The sequence below is a fragment of the Enterococcus sp. 3G6_DIV0642 genome (assembly GCF_002140635.1).
Taxonomy (GTDB): Bacteria; Bacillota; Bacilli; order Lactobacillales; family Enterococcaceae; genus Enterococcus_D; species Enterococcus_D casseliflavus.
Genome location: NZ_NGLH01000001.1, coordinates 1147016 through 1171442 on the forward strand (window position 1 = coordinate 1147016; position 24427 = coordinate 1171442).

Annotated in this window: 20 protein-coding genes; 17 read left to right on the forward strand and 3 right to left on the reverse strand. The window is 43.6% G+C overall.

Translation table 11 applies throughout. The annotated features are described in order from the left end of the window. Positions 1–4: 4 nt before the first annotated feature. From A5878_RS05520 to A5878_RS05570, 11 genes are all read left to right on the forward strand, one after another. Positions 5–1474 (forward strand): ABC transporter substrate-binding protein, encoded by a 1470-nt coding sequence (locus tag A5878_RS05520; RefSeq protein WP_086294873.1) that lies wholly within the window; start codon positions 5–7, stop codon positions 1472–1474. Positions 1475–1752: 278 nt separating this feature from the next. Continuing rightward, positions 1753–2373: a DUF624 domain-containing protein gene (locus A5878_RS05525; protein ID WP_086294874.1), complete on the forward strand. Its 621-nt coding sequence runs from the start codon at positions 1753–1755 to the stop codon at positions 2371–2373. Continuing rightward, on the forward strand, positions 2366–4114 hold the full coding sequence (locus A5878_RS05530; RefSeq protein ID WP_086294875.1) for a sensor histidine kinase: 1749 nt from the start codon (positions 2366–2368) through the stop codon (positions 4112–4114). The genes A5878_RS05525 and A5878_RS05530 overlap by 8 nt, the downstream gene beginning before the upstream one ends. Continuing rightward, positions 4107–5591 carry a response regulator transcription factor gene (locus A5878_RS05535; RefSeq protein ID WP_005225520.1) on the forward strand — a complete coding sequence of 495 codons (1485 nt, stop codon included), beginning with the start codon at positions 4107–4109 and terminating at the stop codon, positions 5589–5591. Before A5878_RS05530 ends, A5878_RS05535 begins: the two co-directional genes overlap by 8 nt. Before the next feature lie 107 nt (positions 5592–5698). Beyond that, positions 5699–6298, forward strand: a complete 600-nt coding sequence (locus A5878_RS05540) for a YitT family protein (protein ID WP_005225521.1) — start codon at positions 5699–5701, stop codon at positions 6296–6298. 188 nt (positions 6299–6486) lie between these two features. Next, positions 6487–7707: a sugar MFS transporter gene (locus A5878_RS05545; protein WP_086294876.1), complete on the forward strand. Its 1221-nt coding sequence runs from the start codon at positions 6487–6489 to the stop codon at positions 7705–7707. A 123-nt stretch (positions 7708–7830) separates the two neighbouring features. After that, positions 7831–9162, forward strand: a complete 1332-nt coding sequence (locus A5878_RS05550; protein WP_086294877.1) for an APC family permease — start codon at positions 7831–7833, stop codon at positions 9160–9162. Then, positions 9159–10118, forward strand: a complete 960-nt coding sequence (locus A5878_RS05555; RefSeq protein ID WP_015509314.1) for a D-2-hydroxyacid dehydrogenase — start codon at positions 9159–9161, stop codon at positions 10116–10118. Before A5878_RS05550 ends, A5878_RS05555 begins: the two co-directional genes overlap by 4 nt. Before the next feature lie 168 nt (positions 10119–10286). Beyond that, entirely contained in the window at positions 10287–11318 is a 1032-nt protein-coding gene (locus A5878_RS05560) for a YibE/F family protein (protein ID WP_010747785.1), read from the forward strand. Then, complete coding sequence (locus A5878_RS05565) at positions 11315–12076, forward strand: YibE/F family protein (protein ID WP_086294878.1); 762 nt, start codon at positions 11315–11317, stop codon at positions 12074–12076. Before A5878_RS05560 ends, A5878_RS05565 begins: the two co-directional genes overlap by 4 nt. Before the next feature lie 17 nt (positions 12077–12093). Beyond that, positions 12094–12615, forward strand: a complete 522-nt coding sequence (locus A5878_RS05570; RefSeq protein WP_086294879.1) for a GNAT family N-acetyltransferase — start codon at positions 12094–12096, stop codon at positions 12613–12615. Positions 12616–12696: 81 nt separating this feature from the next. Here A5878_RS05570 and A5878_RS05575 read toward each other — a convergent pair whose 3' ends face one another. Next, the gene (locus A5878_RS05575; protein WP_086294880.1) at positions 12697–13695 is read right to left on the reverse strand and encodes a LacI family DNA-binding transcriptional regulator; all 999 of its coding nucleotides are present in this window, start codon (positions 13693–13695) and stop codon (positions 12697–12699) included. A gap of 254 nt (positions 13696–13949) precedes the next feature. Here A5878_RS05575 and A5878_RS05580 point away from each other — a divergent pair, with 254 nt between their 5' ends. The 4 genes from A5878_RS05580 to A5878_RS05595 all read left to right on the forward strand — a co-directional run bounded on the left by A5878_RS05580 (position 13950) and on the right by A5878_RS05595 (position 19528). Further along, entirely contained in the window at positions 13950–15221 is a 1272-nt protein-coding gene (locus tag A5878_RS05580) for an extracellular solute-binding protein (RefSeq protein ID WP_086294881.1), read from the forward strand. 139 nt (positions 15222–15360) lie between these two features. Next, the gene (locus tag A5878_RS05585) at positions 15361–16596 is read left to right on the forward strand and encodes a carbohydrate ABC transporter permease (RefSeq protein ID WP_016608233.1); all 1236 of its coding nucleotides are present in this window, start codon (positions 15361–15363) and stop codon (positions 16594–16596) included. Position 16597: 1 nt separating this feature from the next. Beyond that, positions 16598–17452: a sugar ABC transporter permease gene (locus tag A5878_RS05590; protein WP_081116596.1), complete on the forward strand. Its 855-nt coding sequence runs from the start codon at positions 16598–16600 to the stop codon at positions 17450–17452. Between the two features lie 9 nt (positions 17453–17461). Next, complete coding sequence (locus A5878_RS05595; protein WP_086294882.1) at positions 17462–19528, forward strand: beta-galactosidase; 2067 nt, start codon at positions 17462–17464, stop codon at positions 19526–19528. Between the two features lie 83 nt (positions 19529–19611). Here the strand turns inward: A5878_RS05595 and A5878_RS05600 are convergent, their stop codons facing one another. Beyond that, positions 19612–21126: a flavocytochrome c gene (locus tag A5878_RS05600; protein ID WP_086294883.1), complete on the reverse strand. Its 1515-nt coding sequence runs from the start codon at positions 21124–21126 to the stop codon at positions 19612–19614. A gap of 573 nt (positions 21127–21699) precedes the next feature. On the opposite strand from A5878_RS05600, the gene A5878_RS05610 reads away from it, so the two are divergent. Further along, positions 21700–22422, forward strand: coding sequence for a metal ABC transporter ATP-binding protein (locus A5878_RS05610; protein WP_086294885.1), 723 nt, complete (start codon positions 21700–21702; stop codon positions 22420–22422). Between the two features lies 1 nt (position 22423). Beyond that, entirely contained in the window at positions 22424–24181 is a 1758-nt protein-coding gene (locus tag A5878_RS17785) for a metal ABC transporter permease subunit (RefSeq protein WP_086294886.1), read from the forward strand. 28 nt (positions 24182–24209) lie between these two features. Here the strand turns inward: A5878_RS17785 and A5878_RS17490 are convergent, their stop codons facing one another. After that, complete coding sequence (locus tag A5878_RS17490) at positions 24210–24383, reverse strand: hypothetical protein (RefSeq protein ID WP_010747796.1); 174 nt, start codon at positions 24381–24383, stop codon at positions 24210–24212. Positions 24384–24427: the final 44 nt, after the last annotated feature.

The following is a 24427-nucleotide window of genomic DNA, read 5'->3' on the forward strand; positions in this document are numbered from 1 at the left end:
AAAAATGAATTTGTGGAAAAAAACAGCTTTTGCTGGGATGGCCGCAGCGGCAACTTTGGGAATGGCTGCCTGTGGGTCGAACGGCGCAACATCCGATTCAGAAAACAATGCAGACGGCGTAACGACTTTATTGATGTATCAAGTCGGGGACAAGCCAGAAAACTTTGATCAATTGATGGAGATCGCCAATAAACGCATTGAAGAAAAAACCAACGCTCGCATCGATCTGCAGTACATCGGCTGGGGAGACTGGGATCAAAAAATGAGCACCATCATTTCATCGGGTGAAAACTACGATATTTCCTTTGCCTCAAATTACGTTGCGAATGCGCAAAAAGGCGCGTATGCAGATTTGACGGAGTTAGCACCAAAATATGCCAAAGAAGCGTATGATCAATTAGACGAATCTTATATCAAAGGCAATACGATCGACGGAAAATTATATGCCTTTCCAGTCAACGGCAATATTTATGCCCAACAAGTCTTGACCTTCAATAAAGAGTATTTAGATAAATATGATTTGGAAATTAGCGGGATCGAATCTTATGCAGATGCCGAAGACGTGTTGAAGAAGTTTAAAGAAGAAGAACCAAACATCGCACCGTTTGCGATCGGACAAACCTTTAATGTTTCTGGAAACTATGATTATGTGATCGGGAAAGATTACCCATTTGCTGTTAAATTGGACGGCGATACAACGAAGATCATCAATCAATACGAAGATGATGAACAAATGGAAAACTTGAAATTGATGCACAAATGGTACAACGAAGGCTTGATCCCAACTGATGCAGCCACTAATACGACTGGTTACCCATTAGAAGGCAACACATGGTTCATGCGTGAAGAAACCCAAGGACCAATGGATTACGGCGATACGATCTTAAGCAATGCCGCAGGTCATGAATTGGTTTCACGTCCAATCACGAAACAATTAAAATCAACCGGACAAGCGCAAATGGCAAACTTTGTCGTAGCGAATGTTTCGAAAAACAAAGAAAAAGCAGTAGAAGTGTTGGGCTTGTTGAACAGCGATCCTGAATTGTTGAATGGATTAGTTTGGGGTGTCGAAGGCGAAGCATGGGAAAAAATCGAGGGCGAAGACAACAAAATCCGTCTCCTTGATGGCTACTTGCCAAATACCCGAATGGCTGCTTGGAACACTGGGAACAACATGATCCTTTATACACAAGAATCCATCACAGACGATATGATCAAAGAGCGTGATGAAAATATTGCTAACGCTGAAGCATCACCAATCTTAGGGTTCAACTTCAAGACTGATAATGTGAAAACAGAAATCACGAATATCGCCAATGTCATGAATCGTTACAAAGCAAGTTTAGCAACCGGAACGATCGATCCAGAAGAAAATGTTCCGAAACTAAACGAAGAATTAAAAACCGCTGGCTGGGAGAAGGTCCGCGATGAAATGCAAAAACAATTTGATGAGTATCGTGCAAGCCAAGAATAAGCAATAGGCGCCGCTCACCAATCAATAGATCAAGTAAGCCGGAGGCTAAACGCATCAGGACCAATGGTTCCCACGTCTAGCTTCTGGCTGCTTTTTCTTTAAAGTAAATAGCGAAATCTTTGATGAAAAAATAACGTTACTTTTGTTTTTTAACCTTCAAGCAGCAAGCATGGAGCATCTAAAACATACATAGCATTAAAAGATTCTCAGGTAGCTTGAGTAGGAAGCTAAAATCATGCTACATTTTCGATAGGGAACAAATAAGGGAGGAATTTTAAATGGAAGAAACAGCAAATAGTGGGTTGGTCAAGGGCTTTCGCTTGATTTGGGCGATCGTGAAGTTGAATTTGTTTTTCGTCGTCTTGACATTGGCAGGTGGCGGAATCTTAGGGATCGGTCCAGCGTTTCATACCATTAGTACCTTGATCCATGAAGACGGACTAAATTATGAGCATCAAAGCTTTCGCAGCGCATGGCGCATTTGGTGCAGCGTCTTTGTCAAAGCCAATAAACAGTTTTATCTTTTCTTCCTACTGACAGGTTTCTTAGTGTATAACTTGTATTTAGCTACCCAGATCCAAGGCTTGATTTGGCTGATGATCTCTTTTGTTTTAGTTGTCGTCAGCGGATTGAGTATCTTACTGTACTTACTAAGTGTGGTTTTTGACACATCCTATGAGATTTCCTTGTGGAATAACCTGAAATTGTCCTTCGTGTGTCTGTTTCTTCATATGGCGACCTTTCTAAAATTGTTAGTGGGGATTGCCAGTATTTTCGCTTTTACTTGGATGATGAAAGGGCTCTTGCTCTTTGGAACCTTCAGTCTATTGATTTTGTGGTGCCATGTGGCGATCAGTCAGGAAAAAACCGTCATTGATCGGGACTTGGCACATGACTAAGCAGCGCTTTCGTTTGTTTAAACATGACTTTTTGATCAATCAGTTGATGCAGTTGTATAGCGTCCTTTTGGTGATCATCTCGATTATTATCATGCTGGTTCTGACGGCATATACTGGGGCAGACCGCTTCAATAGCAGCGAACGCCTCGTGGAAGCTACCAGTATGCAGCTGGATGCATACGTGCAGGATCAAAACGCGGTCGTTTCAACGGTATTAGGCGAATTTACCAGTTCGGATACTGCTTTTGAATCGCTGCGAAATTATTTACAGCTTTCATTGCCAGACTATTTTTCCTATAGTAATGATATTTTTCGCCAGACGGGACAAAGTGTGTATTTGCCAAACATCCTCTATCGCTTGATCCGTAATCATCCTAGTATCGAAGAGATCATTATTCAACTAGATGAAAGCAATGAGACACTAGTGGCAACCCCAGATACCCCTTATGGAGAAAAACGCAGCGGCAAGCAGATCGATTTGAAAAATCGTCTGTTTTTTGTTCGTTCGATCGCCCAACCAAGTAATTATGCGCAACCGTTAGGGCAAGTTTACGTGATTTTTCACTCAGACGATGTCTTAGCCAATCGTCAAGAAGACAACCAAACACATGGTATCAACAGTTTTTTGTATACCTCCAATGGGCAGCGGCTATACAAGGATGCCGCCAACCTTAGCAAGCAGACCTTAGCGAAAATTGATCAGGCGGTGGCTCATGGAACTATTCACGACACTCTGTCGAAAGACTTTTATATCAAAAAACAAACCACTGTCAGCGGAGAGTTGTCACTGATCTTGTTGTCAAAAGGCGTGATCTGGCGGGATATTTTTTCCAGCGCCATTTGGATTTTTAGCTTTGGGATTGGGATTCTCTTATTGGTTCTATGGGTGCTCCATCGGACCTTCAAGCGCTATACCTCGCAAGTACAGCAGATCGTCTATGCGACGAAAGAAGTCAGTCAAGGAAATTTTGATAAGCGGATCGATACCGCCAATGTCCAACAAGAGCTGAAAGAAATCGCAGAAGCCATCAATCAAATGACTTACAGTATCAACGAGTATATCAAAGACATCTACACGTTAGAGATCAAGCAGCGAGACGCCGATATGCGGGCGCTGCAAGCACAGATCAATCCGCATTTTCTGTATAACACGTTAGAATACATTCGAATGTATGCCTTGAGTCGCAACCAAGAAGAGCTGGCGGATGTCGTCTATGCCTTTTCGGCACTGCTACGGAACAATACGACGCAAGAAAAGACGAAGACCTTAAAAGAAGAAATCGATTTTTGTGAAAAATATGTCTACTTGTTTCAGATGCGCTACCCAGATAAGATCGCCTATCATGTAACCATCGATTCGGCATTAGAACAGTTGGAATTGCCGAAGTTCACGCTGCAGCCGCTTGTCGAAAACTATTTTGTTCACGGCATCGATTATCAGCGCAATGATAATGCCATCAGTATCAAGGCTTATAAAGAAGTCGATCAGATCGTGATTGAGGTCAAAGACAACGGCAAAGGCGCAGATCCGCAGCAGTTAGGGATGATTCATGAAGAACTGCAAAATCAGGAGATCGGAGCCCAAACCTCGATCGGGATCAAAAATGTTCACGAACGGTTGCGGGGCATGTTCAACAGCGCCTATCAAATGGACGTTACATCTCAGGCAGGTGCTGGGTTTACGGTCAAGATCCGCTTAGATGAGAAACGTTTGCAAAGGGGGCATGAGACAGATGTATAAAGCAATGTTCGTTGATGATGAATACATGATCTTGCAGGGGCTGCAAATGATCTTGCCTTGGCAAGAACTGGGCTTTGAGGTGGTGCATACAGCGAAAAGTGCTAGTGAAGCCCTCGAGTACTTGCAAGAGCATTCCGTTGATTTGCTGATCACGGATATTCGGATGCCAGAAATGAACGGCATCGATATGATCCGCCAAGCACAAGCGTTTGGGAATCGATTTTTCTCGATCATTCTCTCAGGCTATCAAGAGTTTGCCTTTGTCAAACAAGGCATGGCGTTAGGTGTGCGTAATTATTTGGTCAAACCTGTTAACAAAGAAGAACTGCGTAGCAGTGTTCAAGCGATTGCAGCTGAGTTAGAGGAGCAGCAAAAACTGTTGGCAGAAAAAGAACTGTATCAAGAATCAAGCCTGCTGCTTTGGTTGAATGATGAATTGAACGAAAGCGAGTACCTCCATTTGCTGGCGCAACAGCGGGTGCCGCTAGCAGCACCCTTTACCGTTTTGCAGTTCAATGGGACTGCTGAGATCTTACAAAAAATCACGACGTTTTTTCAGCAACACGATCAGCCATTGATCTTACCAGGGCGATTAGATGAAAACCAAGTGATCATTACTGCTGCTGGACCAAGGCAGCAAATCAACGCTGATCTAAAAGCACTGGCACAGCAGCTCAATAGTACTGACTGGCAGTTGATTATGAGCGAAACCATCAACGAGTGGGAGAATTTGTATAAAGCCTATGAAAAAATCAAACAGGTTCAGTCACTGCAAGCCTTCTACCCAGATCTGTTTTTACAAGAACAGACGATCCACGTGGATATATTAGAGCGAAACGAAGAACTCCCGTTTCTATCTTTTAACAAAGCACTGACGATTGGGGATGTCAAAACGATCCAACATGAGCTGGATAAAATGTTCGCTATTTTGGAACAAACCCAAGCAGACCCTGAGCATGTCCGCTATGTTTCGTTCTTGTTGTTCAATGATATCTATCGACAGCTGCCAGTACTTTCCCATGAAAACCATGAACAGATTTTGGCACGGATTCGTGAGTCTAATACACTGGCAGATTTGCGACAACTCTTTGATGATGTGTTGGAGCTGGCGAAATCGCAGCCGCCGCAAAAACGCTATTCAGAGATCGTTCAAAAGACGATCCAGCTGATCGAAGAAGGCTACACCCATGATTTGACAGTCAAATCAGCGGCAGAAGAATTGCATGTCAGCGTCGTTTATTTGGGGCAGCTCTTTAAGAAAGAAACGGAAATGAGCTTTAATCAGTACGTCAATCTGGTGCGGATCAAGCAAGCCCAGCAGCTGCTGCTTCATTCGAAAGCTACGATCAGTGAGATCGGCGATCGTATTGGTTACAACAATACCAATTATTTTTCCAAAATGTTTAAGAAATTGAATGGCTTGACCCCCAAAGAATTTCGCGATACTTATGAACAGCATTATGAATCCCTTGATTGAATTTAGATTTCTTCAAAAAAATTCTGGTTTTTGTGATTAAATGATAGTAATTGTGACGCTTTCACGGTAAACTAAGAGAGGAAAAATAAAGAAGAGAGCGTGATGTTGTGAAAGAAACCAAAAAATTTGCACAAGTTTTGATAGGTACCGGGCTGATTGCTTTGGCCATTTCCTTATTGATCACCGCCCATCAAGGATATGATACGATCAGTACGTTTTTACTAGGAATTTTGAATTTCGTCGATGTCCCTTTTTGGATTGCCAGTTTGTGTTTTAATATTATTGTTTTGTTGATCGTTGCTGTCTTTGATCGTGCCGAATTAGGCATTGGCAGTTTTATCAACGGGATCGGCTTAGGCCTGTTGATCGGGATCTTTGAACCAGTGATGGACAAAGTATCGATTCATTTGCCTTTCTACCCGTGGATCGCTATTTTCGCGGCACCGATCTTATTCGGGATCGGCGCCGGTATCTACGTTTCTTCCAACAAAGGTTCAGCCGCACTTGAAGCCTTGACGGCCTTGATCTACAAACGAAGCAAATTGACGCAAAAAACGATCCGTATCGGCTTGGATGCAGCCATGGTCTTGATCGGTTTTGCGTTAGGCGCCAGTGTGGGGTTAGGTACTCTCTTGTGTATCGTCTTTATTGGCCCAATCTTTGAAGCCACCATGAAAACCATCGCTGCTCGGAAGAAAAACGCCTAGCCTTGAGAATAAGTCGGAAAAAGCTGTCTGTGAGGGCAGCTTTTTTACTGCTTCCATTTAAAGGAATTATCTGAAGGGAGAGGAATCCTAATTTCCTTAAGATTCTCTGGGTAAAAAAAGTGTTTTCTCCATGGTTACGGTCTTATTGGACTTGGTATACTGATAAGACGAGTAAAGGAGAAGTGAAAATGAAAAGTTATCGTTCGACGATTGCAGCTTGCTTTGTAGGGTACATCGTTCAAGCCGTGATCAATAATTTTGCCCCCTTATTATTTTTGACCTTTCAAAGCCAATACCAGCTGCCGATCAGTCAGATCACCTTGTTGGTCAGTTTTAACTTTTTGACCCAGTTAGCCGTCGATTTTGCAGCGATCTTTTTTGTAGACCGCATCGGCTATCGTATTTCGATCGTAGCGGCGCATTTTTTTGCAGCGATCGGCTTGATTGGTTTAGCTGTTTTTCCCTTATGGTTTCCGACTCCGTTTAGCGGGCTGTTAGCAGCGGTTTTGTTGTATGCCATTGGCGGTGGCTTGTTGGAAGTCTTAGTCAGTCCCATCGTCGAAGCCTGTCCGACGGAACATAAAGAAAAAACCATGAGCTTGTTGCACTCGTTTTATTGCTGGGGGTATGTTGGAGTCGTTTTGCTCTCGACGGCGTTCTTCATGCTGTTCGGTATTCAACAGTGGCCGACTTTGGCGATCATCTGGGCGCTGATCCCATTGCTCAATTTGTTCTTCTTCACCAAAGTACCGTTGGCGCCAATTGTTGCCGAAGGAGAACGAGGCTTGACCACTCGACAGCTCTTTTCTTTGAAAAGCTTTTGGCTGTTTCTGGTGATGATGGTCTGTGCCGGAGCCAGCGAACAAGCGGTCAGTCAATGGGCATCGACGTTTGCTGAACAGGGCTTAGGCGTTAGTAAGACGCTAGGCGATTTAGCAGGGCCAATGGTTTTTGCCTTGATGATGGGGATCTCCCGCTTGCTTTACGGCAAGTTCGGGGAACGCATCGATTTGAAACGCTTTATGTTTTTGAGTGTTTTGCTTTGCCTACTGGCGTATATGATGATCGGCTTTGCTTCATTGCCATTGATCGGGTTCCTTGGCTGCGGCTTAAGCGGTTTTGCCGTAGGGATCATGTGGCCAGGGGTCTTTAGTCTTTCTGCGCAATACATTCGCAACGGCGGAACGGCGCTATTTGCTTATTTGGCATTAGCAGGAGATTTAGGGTGTTCAATCGGACCCGCTGTCGTCGGCAGTATCGTCGAATGGACGGGACAACAGCTGCAGGTTGGGATTTTAGGTGCGATCATTTTCCCGATCATCTTGCTGGCAGGAATTTATTTAGTTCAACAAATGCACAAAAAACGACAGCTTCCGTTGCTGATTTTTCAAGAATCCACAAAAGAATAAAAAAATTTTGGAGCAAATGCCGTCTTTTCATGGTATTTGCTTTTTGTTTTCTGAAATTCCTCTAGTCAAGATAGTTTCTATCCGCTATACTTTGACTTATTCATTTAAAAAGGAAGTGATGTTGTGAAAAGTCAATTGAAAAAAGAAATCAGTTTTTTTGGGGCATTATCGACAGTAATGGGAACGGTGATCGGCGCCGGCGTGTTTTTCAAAGCAGCGGCTGTGGTCCAGCAGACCCAATCCACCGGTTTGACCTTGTTGGTCTGGCTGCTTGCCGGCTTTCTAACGATTTGCGGCGGTTTGACGGTGGCGGAGTTAGCGACGGCGATTCCTGAGACTGGCGGACCCATTCGATATATTGAAAGAATTTATGGAAAATTACCCTCCTTTTTATTAGGCTGGGCACAAAGTATCATTTACTTTCCAGCGAACGTGGCGGCATTAAGTATTATTTTTGCGACCCAGTGTTTGAACTTATTTCATCTACCCAGCAATTATTTGCTTCCTTTATCGATTTTGACCGGAACGAGTGTGACCTTGATCAATCTTTTGGGAACAAAAGCCGCTGCTCAAGTCCAGTCCATCACGTTAGCAGTCAAGCTGATCCCGATTGCGGTGATCATCGTGGCGGGCCTGTTGACACCAGGGCAAGTATCGGTCTCATTGGTGGATTTTTCTTCCAATACTCAAGGATCGCTTGCAGCTGGCATCAGTAGTGCCCTCTTAGCAACCCTTTTTGCTTATGACGGTTGGATGGGAGTCGGTAATGTCGCTGGGGAAATGAAGCGACCTGAAAAAGATTTACCAAAAGCCATCATCTTTGGGTTGAGTTTTGTTACCTTGGTGTACGTGTTGATCAATGTTGCCTTTTTAAAAACATTGCCGATCGATCAAATCGCTGGTAATTTGAACAGTGCTTCAGAAACTGCGATGGCCTTGTTTGGCAGCTTTGGCGGAAAACTGGTCACGATCGGTATCCTGATCTCTGTGTATGGCGCATTGAACGGCTATACAATGACTGGCTTGCGGGTCCCGTATGCCATGGCGTTGGAAGATGAGATTCCTTTCAGCAAGACCTTTGCCACCTTAAGTAAAACCACCAATGCACCTTATGCGGCGGCCTTTTTACAGTTGGGGATCGCATGTATCATGATGCTTTTAGGCACCTTTGATCTCTTGACCGATATGCTGGTTTTTGTTATGTGGTTCTTTAGTGTATTATTGTTTGTAGGAGTTTTTCGTTTGCGAAAAACAGAACCGCAGATGAAGCGTCCGTATAAAGTTCCCTTCTATCCAATCATTCCCTTGATTGCGATCTTAGGCGGCTGTTTTATCTTGATCATGACCTTGATCACTGACACGTGGTTAGCAGTCGTGGGAATCGGCGTGACGTTACTAGGAATTCCCGTTTTTTATGGAAAAGCAAAAGGAAAAACGAGAGGAGCGAAAGAATGAAGATCGTTGTACTTGATGGCTATGCGTTGAATCCAGGAGATTTGTCTTGGCAAGGGTTTGAAGAATTAGGAGAGGTGACGGTGTATGATCGTACCTCGTATACAGATAAACAAGAAATTATTGAGCGAATCGGCGATGCCGAAGCAATTTTGACAAATAAAACGCCGATCACCGCAGATGTGCTCAAAGCATGTCCGCAATTGACCTACATTGGGGTCTTGGCAACTGGATACAATGTCGTTGATTTGGCAGCAGCGAAGGAACAGGGAATCACCGTGACCAATATTCCTAGCTACAGTACCAATGCAGTGGCACAAGCGACCTTTGCTTTGCTGCTGGAAGTGACGAATCAAGTGGGACACCATAATCGTTCCGTGCATCAGGGCGACTGGCAAACCAGCAAAGATTTTTCTTATTGGCAGACACCATTGATGGAATTGGCAGGCAAAACGATTGGGCTGATTGGATATGGTGCGATTGCTCAAGCAGTTGCCACGATCGCTCATGCGTTTCAGTTGAAGGTGATCTACTTTAATCATCGACCAAAACCAGCACAAGCAGATTGGGCAAAACAAGTTTCGCTGGCGGAATTGTATCAAGAAGCAGATATCATCAGCCTTCATGTTCCGCAGTTTCCTGAGACAGAAAAAATGATCGATCGCACAGCATTGGCACAAATGAAATCTTCTGCGATCCTGATCAATACCGCCCGTGGCGGCTTGATCGATGAAGCGGCAGTTGCTGAAGCACTGCAAACTGGGCAGATCGCAGCCTTGGCGGCAGATGTCGTTTCAAAAGAACCGATCGCAGCTGACAATCCCTTATTACAGGCGCCAAATTGCTATTTGACACCGCATATCGCTTGGGCACCCGTCGAAACGCGGCGTCGTTTGATGGGGATTGCTGTGGCGAACTTAAGCGGCTTTAAAGCAGGTACACCGCAAAATGTCGTGTAAGCAAAACGAGCAAGTAAAAGGACTTTGACAAAACAGGCGACTAGCAAAGCAGTTAGTCTCGCCGACACAGTAACCATTTCGACCAGTCATCCAGCCTCACAAGGTGATCGGTCGTAGGACTGGGGGTTTGTCTAAGTCTTTTTTTGCTGAAAATGAAAGGAGACGATCTTGAAAAAGTATTATTATCTAGCGGCCTTTGTTAGCGTGCTGGTCTTGAGCTGGCTGATCCAAACCCAAAGCAGCCGCTTTTATGCACAGCCGATCATAGAAGTACAAACGGTTCAAGTCACCGCCGACCAGCAGCAGATCCAAGGGATCGTTCGTAACGGAGAAGAAGCGGGGGTACTACGGACAGTCACTACGCAATACACCCCCAACGGTGCGATTCATCCGTTGTATCAGACCGGACAACAGCTGCTTTTGCAAAAAGAAGGGGATGGCTGGCAGGTACAAGCACAAAAACGGGATGGGTATCTCTTTTTCTTCCTTGCCTTATTTTTGATGGCAGTAGTCGCAATTGGTGGCAAAAAGGGCTTGCGGGCTTTACTTAGTATCTTTGTGAATACTGGCTTGCTGCTCCTTTTTCTTTGGTTTCACAAAGGCAACAGCTCCTTTTCATTGGTCTTTTTGATGATCGTTTTTACGATCGTCTCGTTGGTTTTGACGATGGGGATTTCCTATGGCTTTCGTACGATCGACAGCCGCAAAATCATTGCCTCGTTAGCCAGCGTCCTCTTGGCGTTTTTTCTCTGTCGGTTCGCCATGGATCTTTTGCAAGATCATGGGTTGCGCTATGAAGAAATGTCGTTTCTGACCCGTCCGTATCGCAGTGTCTATCTAGGGAGTCTGCTGATTGGCGCGATTGGTGCCAGCATGGACAATATTGTCATGCTGATTGCCAGTCTAGATGAGATCCAGCGCATCAATCCCCAGACTAGCCGCAAGGAACGATTAGCGATCGGTCGGTCCATCGCGCAAGATACGACTTCTTCGATGATCAATGTCTTGTTGTTTGCTTATTTAAGTGGGAGTATGCCAGCGCTATTGTTTTACCTAGCAAATGGCTGGCTGCTGTCGCAAGCATTGCCGATGCATCTTTCTTTAGAAATAGTGCGTACATTATGCGGCGGCTTTGCGCTGGTTTTATCGGTACCGTTGACGCTCCTTTGCTTTGAACTACAAAGGAGGAAAGCAGGATGAATGTTTTGTTTGTGTTGATCTTGCTTTTTCTCTTGCTGACTTTCGCTGTTTTTCGGATCGAAGGGCTGTTTCAAGTCACTGGTCTGTTTATGAATGTGGCTGTCTTTCTAGCGCTTCTGGTCCTGATTGACCGAGGGGCACCGATCATACCAGCGGCTTGTGTTGCCTTTTTAGCCGTGGCGGCGATCACCTTGTTTTTCGTGAATGGCGTCAATCAGAAAACCAAAATTGCCTTTGTCTGTGTGTTGGTCTTTCTAGGGCTTTTTCTACTACTATTTCCGCTTGTGCTCTCTGCAATGAATCTGCATGGGTTTTCGGCAGAGGAACTGGATGAGTTGGCGATGTATTCCTTTGATGTAGCCATCGATTTTAAGACATTGATGACTGCGATCATTTTGATGAGTTTTTCGGGGGCGGTGGCAGATGGGAGTATGGCAATCAGCACTGCGACCTATGAACTTTTTCAAGCAAACCCGCAAGTCTCGATCAAGGCATTAAGTAAAAGTAGTATGACCGTGGTATCAGACGTATTGTCTTCAACGATCAATACCTTATTGTTTGCCTTTATGGGAAGTAATCTGGCGTTGATTGCGTGGTTTCAAGATTTGTCGATCTCCTTTGGTGAAATGATCAATTCGAAGGCGTTCGTCTCAGAATTGGTCGTTTGTTTGATCACGGGTCTGGCAGCGGTGATTATTTTACCCATCACCGCATGGGCAGCAAGTTGGTATTTTTTGAAAAGAAACCGAATGGAATAGGAAGGAGCGCAACCACCATGGAACCACTAATTGAAACTAAGCGATTAGTGCTGCGAGAAATGAGTCATGACGATCGACCAGCGATTGAAAAGATTTTGCAAGATCCAGAAGTGATGATTGCCTATGAAGGACCCTTCAGTGAGCAAGAAGTCACTGGTTGGATCGACAAACAGCTGCAACGCTATCAAAACGATCACATTGGCTTGTGGCTAGTGATTGAGAAAGCATCCGGGCAAGCGATCGGTCAATGCGGGTTGACATGGCAAGACGTCAAGGGAGAAGCCGTTTTAGAAATTGGGTACTTGTTTCAAAAGAACTTCTGGCATCATGGTTTTGCCACAGAAGCCGCCCAGGCTTGTAAAGGCTATGCGTTTGCAACGCTGAATGCCGCCATTGTTTATTCGATCATTCGTGAGACCAATCAAGCCTCCATAAATGTGGCATTGCGCAATGGAATGAAGCTGGTGGATCGCTTTGTCAAACACTATCGGCAAGTGGACATGCCGCATCTTGTGTATGCTGTGGCGAAAGAGATGTGAAAAACGAAAGAATGCTTTTTTCGATTTAGACAATGAAACGCCCCTAGAAAGTTAGCTTTTCTAACTTTCTAGGGGCGTTTTTTATGCTTGCGTAAAGCTTTTTCGTTCGATGAGTTCAGCCCCTAAAAGGACTGTTTTGGTGATCGCTCGAGGATGAACGATCTGATCCACCAATAAATCGATCGCGGTTTTGGCGATTTCCTCCACATCAATTTTAAACGTTGTTAGAGGGGGAGCCACAAATTTTGCGATCTCATTGTCGTTGATACTGATTAATTCCAAGCGATCAGGAATGATGATGGATCGTTCATTTAACGCTTGGAGCACACCAACTGCGATGGTGTCAGAAGCCACAAAGAGCGCCTCTGGCAAATTGTCACCAAGGGATTCCACCATTTTTTTCGCCAAACGATAGCCGGTTTCAACGGAAAAATTGCCACCACTAAACAAGAACGCCTCATCGAGCGCATCTCGACGAGCCAGCGTTTGACGGAAGATGACCTCGCGACTATCCATTTCTGCAAGTTGGGTATCAGGATTTAGATAAGCACCACCAATAAAGCCGATCTTTCGGTATCCTTTTGTTAAAAATAGATCGATCGCCAGTTGCGTCATTCGATCAGTATCAGGTTTGACCGTATCGAACAGCTCTGGACAGGGGTTGATTTCCAAAAGGACGCCATAGGGGCAAACGGATTTGAACTGCTGCGTTTCTTTCTCAGTGAAAGAGCCAATCCCAATAAATCCGGCGACTTCTTGCAGTGTTTCTAAAACATCATCTTCATGGGTGATCAGTTGAATTTCCAAATTGTTGATTTTCGCATATTTTTCTAAAGAGATACGCAATTGTCGAAAATAGACATCTTGCAGCTCTTCTTGTTCTGTCAGCCAGAAAAGGACGGCGATTTTTTCTAGTGTTGTTTTTATTTTTGAGCGATCATAACCTAGTGATAAAGCGGTATGAATAATTTTTTGACGCGTATCGGCTGCGATCGACAACGATTCGTCGCCTTTCAATAATCGGGAAACAGTCGCTTGTGAAAAGCCTGATTGCTCGGCAATTTTTTTTATTGTAACCAATCTTCTTCACCTCTTTCTTCTAGTATACGCTAACAACTTTACTAAGTAAATGAATTTACTAAATATATTTACTCAATAGTGAAATTTTAGAGCGTGGAGGTATTTTAAAAAATTATTTGTGAGATAAACCTTTATTTAATCCGTTTTTTTACTTCGTTGAAGAAATTAATTTAGTAAAACTATTTACATATTAAGTAAAATAATTTATTATAAACAAGAAGATAGCGTTTGCAAAATAAAGAAAAGGTGGAGAAATGATGATGAAAAAAATGTCTCGAGTTCTTTTTTTAAGTGTAGCAGCTTTAGGATTAGGTGCTTGCGGTCCACAAAGTGAAGGGACAGATAGTACTGCAGCAAATAGTGGCAGCGATAAGGACTATGATCTATTGGTCTGGGAAGACCAAGCAAAATCAGTTGGGATTGAAGAGGCAGTCAAACAATTTGAAGAAGAACACGATGTGACGATCAAAGTGGTCGAAAAAGCCTATGGTGGACAGATCGAAGATTTGCGATTGGATGGACCCGCTGGTACAGGTGCGGATGTCATCACGATTCCTGGCGATCAAATCGGTACAGCCGTTACCGAAGGTTTGTTGAAAGAATTAACAGTCGATCAAACGCTACAAGAGCTGTATACAGAATCAGCAATGCAATCGCAAATCGTTGACGGCAAAGTCTACGGCTTACCAAAAGCGGTTGAAACACAAATTTTGTATTATAACAAAGAACTAATTTCCGAAGAAGACTTGCCACAGACAACGGATGAGTGGCTGGAGTATTCCAAGTCTGTCTTAGATGCTGACAGTTATGGGTTACTGGCATTATGGGATCAAATTTATTACGCACAAGGTGTATTGAGCGGTTATGGCGGTTATGTTTTTGGCGAGAATGCCGATGGATCCTATGACCCTGAAGATATTGGATTAGCTAATGAAGGCGCGATCGAAGGGGCAGACTATATCCAACAGTTTTATGATGCAGGTGTTTTTCCATCGGGATTGGTCGGCGAACAAGGAATCAATGTGTTGGACTCTTTATTTACGGAAGGAAAAGCTGCCGCTGTCATCTCGGGACCATGGAACTTGTCTCCATATAAAGAAGCGGGCATCGACTATGGTGTGAAAGAATTGCCATTATTAGGCAATGGTGAACATATGGGCTCCTTTATCGGTGTCAAAAGCTACAACGTAAGTAGCTATTCCCAAAACCCTGAATTAGCTGAAGCATTCGTCAAATTTATCAGCAATGAAGAAAATTCAAAAGTTCGTTATGAAAAAACACAGGAAGTACCAGCGGTTGCTTCATTGGCAGATGATCCAGCAGTTCAAGAAAGTGAAAGTGCTGCAGCCATTGCCGCTCAGTCCCAACACGCAGAACTAACGCCTGGGATCACTGAAATGAATTCAGTATGGGAACCAATGGATGCCGCATTGCAAACCATTGCTACTGGAAAGGCTGAACCGAAAACAGCTTTACCACAAGCAGTCGAACAGATCAAATCAGCCATTGCGGCAATTCAAAACTAGAAAGTCGTCTCAAGGACAAACGTTTCGGATGGTCATTCATCATTAGGAATCAAGTAAGGCCGAACGAAACGTTTGTCAGCGGCTTTTTCTTACAGGGGGCGAAAATGTGAAAAACACGCAGTCGTATGCAAAACGAGCAATGCTATTCTCGATAATACCAGGATTCGGTCAATTTTATAATCGGCAAAAAATCAAAGGCGCTTTATTTTTCTTCTTTTTTGCTATGTATCTTGTCGTCTTTAAAGATTTATTTAATATGGGACTTTGGGGCATCGTGACATTAGGCGTGGAAGTGCCGAGAGACAATTCCATCTTTTTATTAGCAGAAGGATTAGTTGCCTTGATCGTCATCGGTTTTGGTCTGTTGTTTTATTATTTAAACATCCGTGATGCCTATAAAAACGGTGAATTAAGAGATAATGAGCTACCAGTCAACTCTATCCGTGAAAGCTACCAGGCACTATTAAGAGAAGGGTATCCTTATTTAATGAGTAGCCCAGCATTTTTCTTACTCGTGTTTTCTGTTATTTTTCCGATTCTCTTTAGTATCGCGTTAGCTTTTACGAACTATGATCTGTATCATTCTGCACCTGCCAATTTAGCAGATTGGGTGGGATTAGAGACCTTTAAGAAGATTTTTACTGTCGATATTTGGCGTAGTACCTTCTTCAATGTTCTGGGCTGGACAGTTATCTGGACATTGATCGCCTCAACGTTACAAGTTTCTATCGGAATATTTTTAGCGGTGCTGGTGCATCAAAAAGAATTACGACTCAAAAAGTTCTTTCGAACGATTTTGATCCTCCCATGGGCAGTTCCGGGATTTGTTACGATCTTGGTGTTTTCAGGAATGTTCAATGATTCCTTTGGTGCGATCAATCATTCGATTTTGAATTTCTTCCAGATTTCACCGATTCCTTGGCTAACGAGTGCGAATTGGACCCGCTTAGCTTTGCTACTGATTCAAGGCTGGCTAGGCTTTCCGTATATTTTTATCGTGACTACAGGGACGCTGCAATCCATTCCTGATGATTTGTATGAGGCGGCGACCATCGATGGTGCTTCAGCTTTACAAAAATTTCGCCGAATCACATTGCCATTACTGCTTTATGCAATGGCACCGATTTTGATTACGCAATATACGTTTAACTTCAACAATTTCAATATTATTTATCTGTTTAATTCTGGTGGACCAGCAGTTCCTGGTTCGACCGCTGGTGGTACCGATATTTTGGTTTCGTGGATCTATAAGCTAACGATGCAAAATAGTCAATATGCACTGGCAGCAGCGTTGACGATTCTCTTATCGATCGTCGTGATCGCGATTGCTTTATGGCAATTCCGCCGAACAAATTCATTCAAGGAGGTTGGATAACATGAAGGCAGCAAGTATGAAGAAACAAAAATTTGTCCGCCTATCCTTGACGTATCTCGTACTGATTTTTACGGTAGTAGTGATCGTCTACCCTTTACTTTGGACGATCGGTGCTAGTTTTAATCCTGGGAACAGTTTAGTAAGTACGAGTTTGATTCCGACGAGTCCGACATTAAGTCACTACACGAAATTGTTTGCTGGTGACAACTCGCTTTATTATAGTCAATGGTATTTGAATTCATTAAAAATCAGTGTATGCACCATGTTCTTGTCACTGATTTTTGTCTCCATGACGGCGTATTCCTTTTCACGATTTCGTTTTGCAGGCCGTAAAAATGGGTTGATGCTGTTCTTACTCCTACAAATGATCCCGCAGTTCTCTGCCTTGATCGCAATTTTTGTATTGGCGCAAATGCTCGGCTTGATCAATAGCCATTGGTTGCTGATCTTGATTTACGTTGGGGGCCAGATTCCCATGAACACGTACTTATTGAAAGGGTATTTTGACTCGATCCCGTTAGATTTAGACGAGAGTGCCAAGATAGATGGCGCAAGCAATACGCGAATATTCTGGCAAATTTTGATTCCTTTATCACGACCAATGCTGGCAGTCGTTGCCATGAATGGCTTTACTGGACCACTTGGAGACTTTGCCCTGTCTTCTGTGATTTTACGTAATCCTGAGTACTATACATTACCCATCGGGTTATACAAATTAGTCACGGATAAAATGGGAGCCAGCTATACAACTTTTGCGGCAGGGGCTATTTTGATCAGTATTCCGATCGCGCTCGTCTTTATTGCATTACAAAAACATTTTGTCTCCGGTTTGACCGCTGGTGGCACAAAAGGATAGGAAGAGAAGATGACAAGATATAACTTAGAAGAACGCTTTTTACATGGTGGGGATTATAATCCTGACCAGTGGCTAAATTATCCCGAGATCTTAGCCAAAGATTTAGAACTAATGGAAAAAGCTCATGCTAATACATTTTCCCTTGGTATTTTTGCTTGGAGTGCCTTAGAGCCAGCAGAAGGGGTGTTTCAATTTGAATGGTTAGACAAAATCATGGATGAGCTCGCCGAACGAAACAGCAACGTCATTTTAGCGACGCCAAGCGGCGCGCGTCCTGCCTGGTTGTCTAAAGCATACCCTGAAGTTCTACGGACCAATGAAAAACGGGAAAAAATGTTACACGGCGGGCGTCACAATCACTGCTTTTCTTCACCGATCTATCGTGAGAAAGTGGCGATCATCAATCGGAAATTAGCTGAACGCTACCACGATCACCCAGCACTATTGATGTGGCATATTTCCAATGAGTATTCTGGAGATTGTCATTGTCCCATTTGCCAAGAAAACTTTCGTCAGTGGGTCAAGCAGAAGTACCAAACATTAGCAGCCTTGAATGAGGCCTGGTGGGGACCTTTCTGGAGCCATACGATCACCGATTGGTCGCAAATCGAATCTCCTTCACCGATCGGCGAAATGCAAGTTCATGGACTAAATCTAGACTGGCATCGTTTTGTGACAGATCAGACCATTGATTTCTATGAACATGAGATCAAAGACATTCGTCGTTTGTCTCCAGATGTGCCGATCACAACGAATTTCATGGCAGATACCCGAGATTTGATTCCCTTTTATAGCCTTGATTATGGAAAATTTGCCCAGCATGTAGATGTCATTAGTTGGGATTGTTATCCTGCTTGGCATAATGATTGGGGAACGACCGCTGATTTGGCAAGTAAGGTTGGGTTTATCAATGATCAGTACCGTAGCTTGAAAAAGCAACCCTTTTTGATCATGGAATCAACCCCTAGTGGTGTGAATTGGCATCCAGTCAATCGCACGAAACGCCCCGGGATGCATCTGTTGTCTTCTATGCAATTTATTGCTCACGGTTCAGATAGTAATCTTTATTTCCAATGGCGAAAATCAAGAGGCTCATCTGAGAAGTTCCATGGGGCCGTCGTGGACCATGACAACGACGAACAGAATCGTGTTTTTCAAGATGTAGCAGAAGTGGGAAAAGCCTTAGAAGAAATCAAAGAAATCAAAGGATTGCACAAAAAAGCCAAAGTGGCGATCATCTATGATTGGGATAACAATTGGGCGCTCAATGATGCGCAAGGTTTTGGTTTGGAGAGCAAACGCTACCCACAAACGTTGCAAGAGCATTATCGCTATTTTTGGGATCATGACATCGCGGTTGATGTCATCACGAAAGACCATGACTTTGACTCTTACCAATTGATCATCGCTCCGATGCTTTACCTTTTACCAAAAGAAACTATGAAAAAGTTTCAACAGTATACGAAAAATGGCGGGACGCTGGTTTCCACTTATTTGACGGGGATCGTGAATGAAACGGACTTGACCTATTTAGGGGGCTGGCCCCAAGAGTTAGAAGAACTGTTTGGTGTGTCTGTGAAAGAAATCGATACGTTATATCCGAAACAAAAAAATCTGCTTTTAATGAAGGAGCAGCAGTACCAAATTCATGATTATTGTAGTGTTGTTCAAACAAACACTGCCCAAACGTTAGGGGTCTACGGTGCTGATTTTTATCAAGGTCAAGCTGCAGTGACCGTAAATGATTATGGTGAAGGAAGTGCCTACTATCTTGGGGGACGGACGGATCAAGCCTTTTTGGAAGACTTCTATCAAGAAGTAACACAACAGCTTCGCATACAAAATGAGTGGGTCCGTCAAGGTTCAACGAACGTGTCGATCCAAAGTAGAGAAAGTCAGCAAGAGCAGCTCGCTCCGACCACCTATTATTTTGTGATGAATTTTTCCGAAGAAAATCAAGAAGTAGAGGTAGCAACTACAGGAGTCGATTTGCTTACTGGAAAAACGACAAACCAAATGCTTCAGTTGGCGCCTTATGAGGTGCAGATTATCAAAGTGACAGCACCAGAACAATAAAAACTATTGTGTCAATTATATGAAAAAAGAAGTACTTACGTTGATGAAAAAAACGTAAGTACTTCTTTTTTATAGAGAGTGTTTTAATTTTCTTGCGCAAATTCGGCAGCTTTTGTTCCTGCTTGGCGTCCGAAGATGATGATATCGGCAACGGCATTACCGCCAATTCGGTTTTCACCATGCAACCCACCAGTTACTTCACCAGCTGCAAAAAGACCTGGAATGATCTCGTTATCCGTAGCGATCACTTCTGTGTTGGTGTTGATCTTCACGCCGCCCATCGTGTGGTGGATACCAGGAGCGATGGCAATAGCATAGTAAGGTCCTGTTGACAAATCGTTGTCCATTGCTGTGCTGCGTCCAAAGGCTTCGTCTTCACCAGCAGCTACACTGCTGTTCCAGGTAGCGATCGTTTCAGCAAGCGCTGCTTCAGGCATGTCCAATTCTTTTGCTAATTCTTCGATCGTGTCAGCGGATTTGACTAACCCTTGTTGCTCGTAAAAATCAATGGCTGTCACGCGTTCTTTGACACCTGCATCAAAAACTAACGTTGCTGATTTTTCAGGTAGGGCAATGATCGCTTCAGAGACTTTGTCTCGTGTTTCCATTTCATTGAAGAACCGTTCGCCTTCTTGATTGACCAAGATCGCGCCTTCTCCACGGACAGCTTCAGTGATTAACAGTGATTTAGACTGATCCACTGTTGGGTGGATTTGGATTTGCTCTAAATCAACCGTTTGTCCACCTAATGCTTCGATCATTTTGATCCCATCACCAGTCGAACCCTCTTGGTTCGTTGTCACGTAGTCTGCCAATTCTGGTTTGTATTCGGTGATCATGTCGAAATTGGCACCGAAACCGCCTGTTGTAACGACAACTGCTTTGGCATCAATGGTTTGTTCGGTTCCTTCTACTTCAACGGTCACCCCGTTGACTTGACCATCTTCTTCATTGATTTCTTTGACATCGGCATTCACAAAAATTGGGATTTCCAATTCATGGATGTTGCGCATCAAGCCATCAACTAAGTATTCCCCAACAGCAGAACCATCCGATGGACGGTGCGTTCTTTTTTCACTCATCCCGCCAGTCGTTGTTAAGTTGTCTAAAGTGATACCCATGGAATCTAACCAATCGATCGCTTCTGCTGAATGATCCACAAAGTAGCGCAACAATTCTTCATCATTGGTGTTGTGACCGCCAGCTAATGTTTCTTCATAAAATAGATCGTTTGAATCTTCGATGCCTTCTGCTTCTTGGAATTTGGTTTCTGAAGCGTTCATTCCTGCTGAAGATTTCAATGTATTCCCACCAGAAATTGGCATTTTTTCTAAAATAACTGGGTTTGCGCCAGCTTCTTTTGCTTGGATCGCAGCGGCCATTCCAGCGCCACCTGCACCGACGATCACGACATCGTAGCTGCCTGCAAGTTCGCTAGGGTCTGTGTATTCTTGACCAGATGCAGCAGAAGTTGCATCTGTTTCTTCATTAGCAGATGAACCAGTACTTGAGCTGCTGCTTGTTTGTGAATCAGCGCCACAAGCACTCAAAGTTGCTAACGAGGTTAGGACTAATAGTGTTTGGAAAATTTTCTTCATTGTTTTTATTCCTCCTAAAACTTTTTCCAAATCAAAGACTAACATAGTTGTCATGTTATTTTTAGCTTTTGTTCGAAAAATCACATAATAATTAGAAAAGTTTAATTTATAAAGCGTTTTAGTCGAGGTGAAAGGGTTTCTTGGTCATCATAAAAAAGAGTGAATTCGTGAATTTATGGAAATAGAAGAATTATTGATTCTTTGATTTGTTTGGTATTAATCATGAAGGGAGAAAGCAAAGAGGCTTTGATTCGCCTCTCTTCTGTTATTGAAAAAACGTACGTCACTGAGGTGCCGAGGAATGATCTCTTTTATTAAGAATAAATCAAATGCTTTGCGATCAAAAGATAGAAAGAAATTGATGGTATCCGTGTTTGTGGGCACCAATTTTTACTCAATAAATAAAGATAGAAACTTAGTTTTCAAGAGTTATTGCCAAGAAACTGTGGTGTTTCTTAAAAAAATCAAGAGAACTGTCTTGCAAAACAAATCCTTTCTAGTATAATAAAAATAAGTTAGGTCTACCTAAAAAATAAATAAACTATCCTTAACTATGGAAATGGAGTGAAAATAATGATTACTTTTTCAGAAATATCCGCAGCCTATGATGGCGATCATCAAGTGATCTCAGATTTGTCGTTTCAAGTAGAAAAACCGTCGATCGTAGGGATCATTGGTCCAAATGGGGCAGGGAAGTCGACGCTGATCAAAGCGGCGTTGAAATTGATCCCTTCCAGTGGGAACATGAGTGTCGACAAAAAAGCGTTAAAAGACTTTCAAAAGGAAATTGCCTATGTCGAACAAAAGACCGCGGTTGATTACACGTTTCCAATCACAGTCAAAGAAGTCGTATCTTTAGGCTTGTATCCTAAGATGCGCATGTTCCAAAGGATGTCGGCAAACGATTGGCAGAAAGTGACAGCCGCTCTGGCAGCGATAGAAATGGAATCCTTTGCGGAACGTCAGATTGGGGAATTGTCCGGCGGGCAGTTTCAGCGGGTCTTGATTGCTCGAACGTTGGTGCAAGATGCCAACTATATTTTCCTCGATGAGCCCTTTGTAGGGATCGATGCCACCAGTGAAGCGATCATCGTCGGCCTGTTGCGTAACTTGCGAGATGCTGGCAAGACGATTTTTATCGTTCACCATGATCTGGGGAAAATCACCGAATACTTTGATTTCTTGGTTCTGCTCAATCAAACCCTGATCGCTGCGGGACCAGTCAGTGAAGTCTTTACCGAGAGCAATTTGAAGCAAACATTTGGCGATGCGATCATCGTGAAAGGAGGCGTTTAACATGTTGACAAGCTTTTTTACGAGTTTAAGTAACTATCATTTCTTGCAAAATGCCTTGATCACGGCAGTCGCGATCGGGATCGTGGCAGGGGTGATCGGTTGTTTTATTATCTTACGAGGGATGTCCTTGATGGGGGATGCAATCTCTCATGCGGTCTTGCCAGGGGTAGCCTTGTCTTATATCTTCGGCGTTCATTTTTTTGTCGGGGCGATCTTCTTTGGGATCTTGGCTTCCATGATCATTACCTATATCGCCAATAACAGCCTGATCAAAAGCGATACGGCGATCGGTATCACCTTTAGTTCGTTTCTAGCTTTAGGGGTTATCTTGATTGGAGTAGCAAATAGTTCGACTGATTTGTTTCACATTTTGTTTGGGAATGTGCTAGCGGTGCAAGACAGCGACAAATGGCTGACGATCGCTATCGCTATCCTTGTGCTGGCAGTGATCATCCTCTTCTTCCGTCCACTGTTGATCACGTCTTTTGATCCGATGATGGCAAAGGCCTTTGGGATGAAAGTGCAAGCCTATCACTATTTATTGATGTTCTTGTTGACTTTGGTTTCAGTGACAGCGATGCAAAGCGTCGGAACGATCTTGATCGTGGCTCTGTTAGTCACTCCAGCAGCAACGGCTTATCTTTATACAAAACAATTGAAGCATATGATGGTCATCGCAGGGGTTTTAGGTGGTTTCGCCTCATTTATCGGCTTGTTTATCGGGTACAGCTTTAATATTGCCGCAGGATCAAGTATCGTTTTGACCGCAGGAGCCTTTTTCGTGATCGGTTTCTTGTTCTCACCAAAACAAAAGACCAGTCCAGTCAAACGCTGGTCAGCGACGGCGGTTTTAGCAACGGCAGCTGTAGCTGGTGGCTTCTTTTTGGCACAGCAAAACGGACAGATGGCCCAAACAGAAGGGAAACTTTCAGTAGTAGCGACCAATTCGATCATTGCTGATATTACGGAAAACATTGCCGGTGATCGAATCGATCTTCACAGTATCGTACCAGTGGGGCGTGATCCCCATGAATATGAACCTTTAGTGGAAGATGTTCGAAAAGCGACCGATGCCGATCTTATCCTTTACAACGGCTTGAATCTAGAAACTGGCGGCAATGGCTGGTTTACCAAATTGATGAACAATGCCAATAAGGTAGAAAATGAAGATTACTTTGCCGTCAGTGATGGCGTGGATGTGCTTTATCTTTCTGATGATGAAGACCACAGCAAAGCCGATCCTCATGCCTGGTTAAATCTAGAAAACGGTATGATCTATGCCCGCAACATTGCTCAACGCTTGAGCGAAATGGACCCTGACAATCGCTCTTTCTATGAAGAAAACCTTGAACGCTACTTGGCTTCATTAGAAGAACTGGATCAGCAAGCGAAGGAAAACTTCCAATCGATTCCCGAAGAGAAGAAATTGATCGTCACCAGTGAGGGAGCCTTCAAATACTTTTCTAAAGCCTACGGTGTACCGTCGGCCTATATCTGGGAAATCAATACCGAAGAAGAAGGAACCCCTGCGCAAATCAAGAACTTAGTGGATCAGCTGCAAAACTCAGCCGTCGCTTCCTTATTTGTCGAAAGCAGCGTCAATACTCGTCCGATGCAAAGTGTTTCTCGTGATGCAGGTATTCCGATATTCGGAACCGTCTTTACCGATTCGATTGCAGAACCGGGAGAAGAAGGCGACAGCTACTATAACATGATGAAGTGGAATCTCGATACGATTTATCAGGGCTTGAATCAATAATGCAAAAAACATCCTTAGCTCGTTCTGGCTAAGGATGTTTTTTCGTCGTATTTTTGTGCTGGAGAAAAGCAAAGAGATAAAATCCGCAGCCCATCAAAGCAGCAAGAAAAGCGATGACAGGAAAGTACAACCCCTGACCGTATACATAGGCTGTATAAGCGAAGAAGGCGATCAAAAACCAAAGCGTTCCCGAGATGAGCATTTTTTGGTTCCTCCTAATTGTTGAAAAGTGTTTATTTAGTATAT

Excerpts from the sequence above, each read along its gene's own strand:
- A5878_RS05590 (WP_081116596.1), top strand. The coding sequence starts at position 16,598 with ATGAAGGCAGCAAGTATGAAGAAACAAAAATTTGTCCGCCTATCCTTG.
- A5878_RS05535 (WP_005225520.1), top strand. The coding sequence starts at position 4,107 with ATGTATAAAGCAATGTTCGTTGATGATGAATACATGATCTTGCAGGGG.
- A5878_RS05610 (WP_086294885.1), top strand. The coding sequence starts at position 21,700 with ATGATTACTTTTTCAGAAATATCCGCAGCCTATGATGGCGATCATCAA.
- A5878_RS05530 (WP_086294875.1), top strand. The coding sequence starts at position 2,366 with ATGACTAAGCAGCGCTTTCGTTTGTTTAAACATGACTTTTTGATCAAT.
- A5878_RS05525 (WP_086294874.1), top strand. The coding sequence starts at position 1,753 with ATGGAAGAAACAGCAAATAGTGGGTTGGTCAAGGGCTTTCGCTTGATT.
- A5878_RS05595 (WP_086294882.1), top strand. The coding sequence starts at position 17,462 with ATGACAAGATATAACTTAGAAGAACGCTTTTTACATGGTGGGGATTAT.
- A5878_RS05565 (WP_086294878.1), top strand. The coding sequence starts at position 11,315 with ATGAATGTTTTGTTTGTGTTGATCTTGCTTTTTCTCTTGCTGACTTTC.
- A5878_RS05545 (WP_086294876.1), top strand. The coding sequence starts at position 6,487 with ATGAAAAGTTATCGTTCGACGATTGCAGCTTGCTTTGTAGGGTACATC.
- A5878_RS17785 (WP_086294886.1), top strand. The coding sequence starts at position 22,424 with ATGTTGACAAGCTTTTTTACGAGTTTAAGTAACTATCATTTCTTGCAA.
- A5878_RS05600 (WP_086294883.1), bottom strand. The coding sequence starts at position 21,126 with ATGAAGAAAATTTTCCAAACACTATTAGTCCTAACCTCGTTAGCAACT.
- A5878_RS05580 (WP_086294881.1), top strand. The coding sequence starts at position 13,950 with ATGATGATGAAAAAAATGTCTCGAGTTCTTTTTTTAAGTGTAGCAGCT.
- A5878_RS05555 (WP_015509314.1), top strand. The coding sequence starts at position 9,159 with ATGAAGATCGTTGTACTTGATGGCTATGCGTTGAATCCAGGAGATTTG.
- A5878_RS05570 (WP_086294879.1), top strand. The coding sequence starts at position 12,094 with ATGGAACCACTAATTGAAACTAAGCGATTAGTGCTGCGAGAAATGAGT.
- A5878_RS17490 (WP_010747796.1), bottom strand. The coding sequence starts at position 24,383 with ATGCTCATCTCGGGAACGCTTTGGTTTTTGATCGCCTTCTTCGCTTAT.
- A5878_RS05520 (WP_086294873.1), top strand. The coding sequence starts at position 5 with ATGAATTTGTGGAAAAAAACAGCTTTTGCTGGGATGGCCGCAGCGGCA.
- A5878_RS05585 (WP_016608233.1), top strand. The coding sequence starts at position 15,361 with ATGCTATTCTCGATAATACCAGGATTCGGTCAATTTTATAATCGGCAA.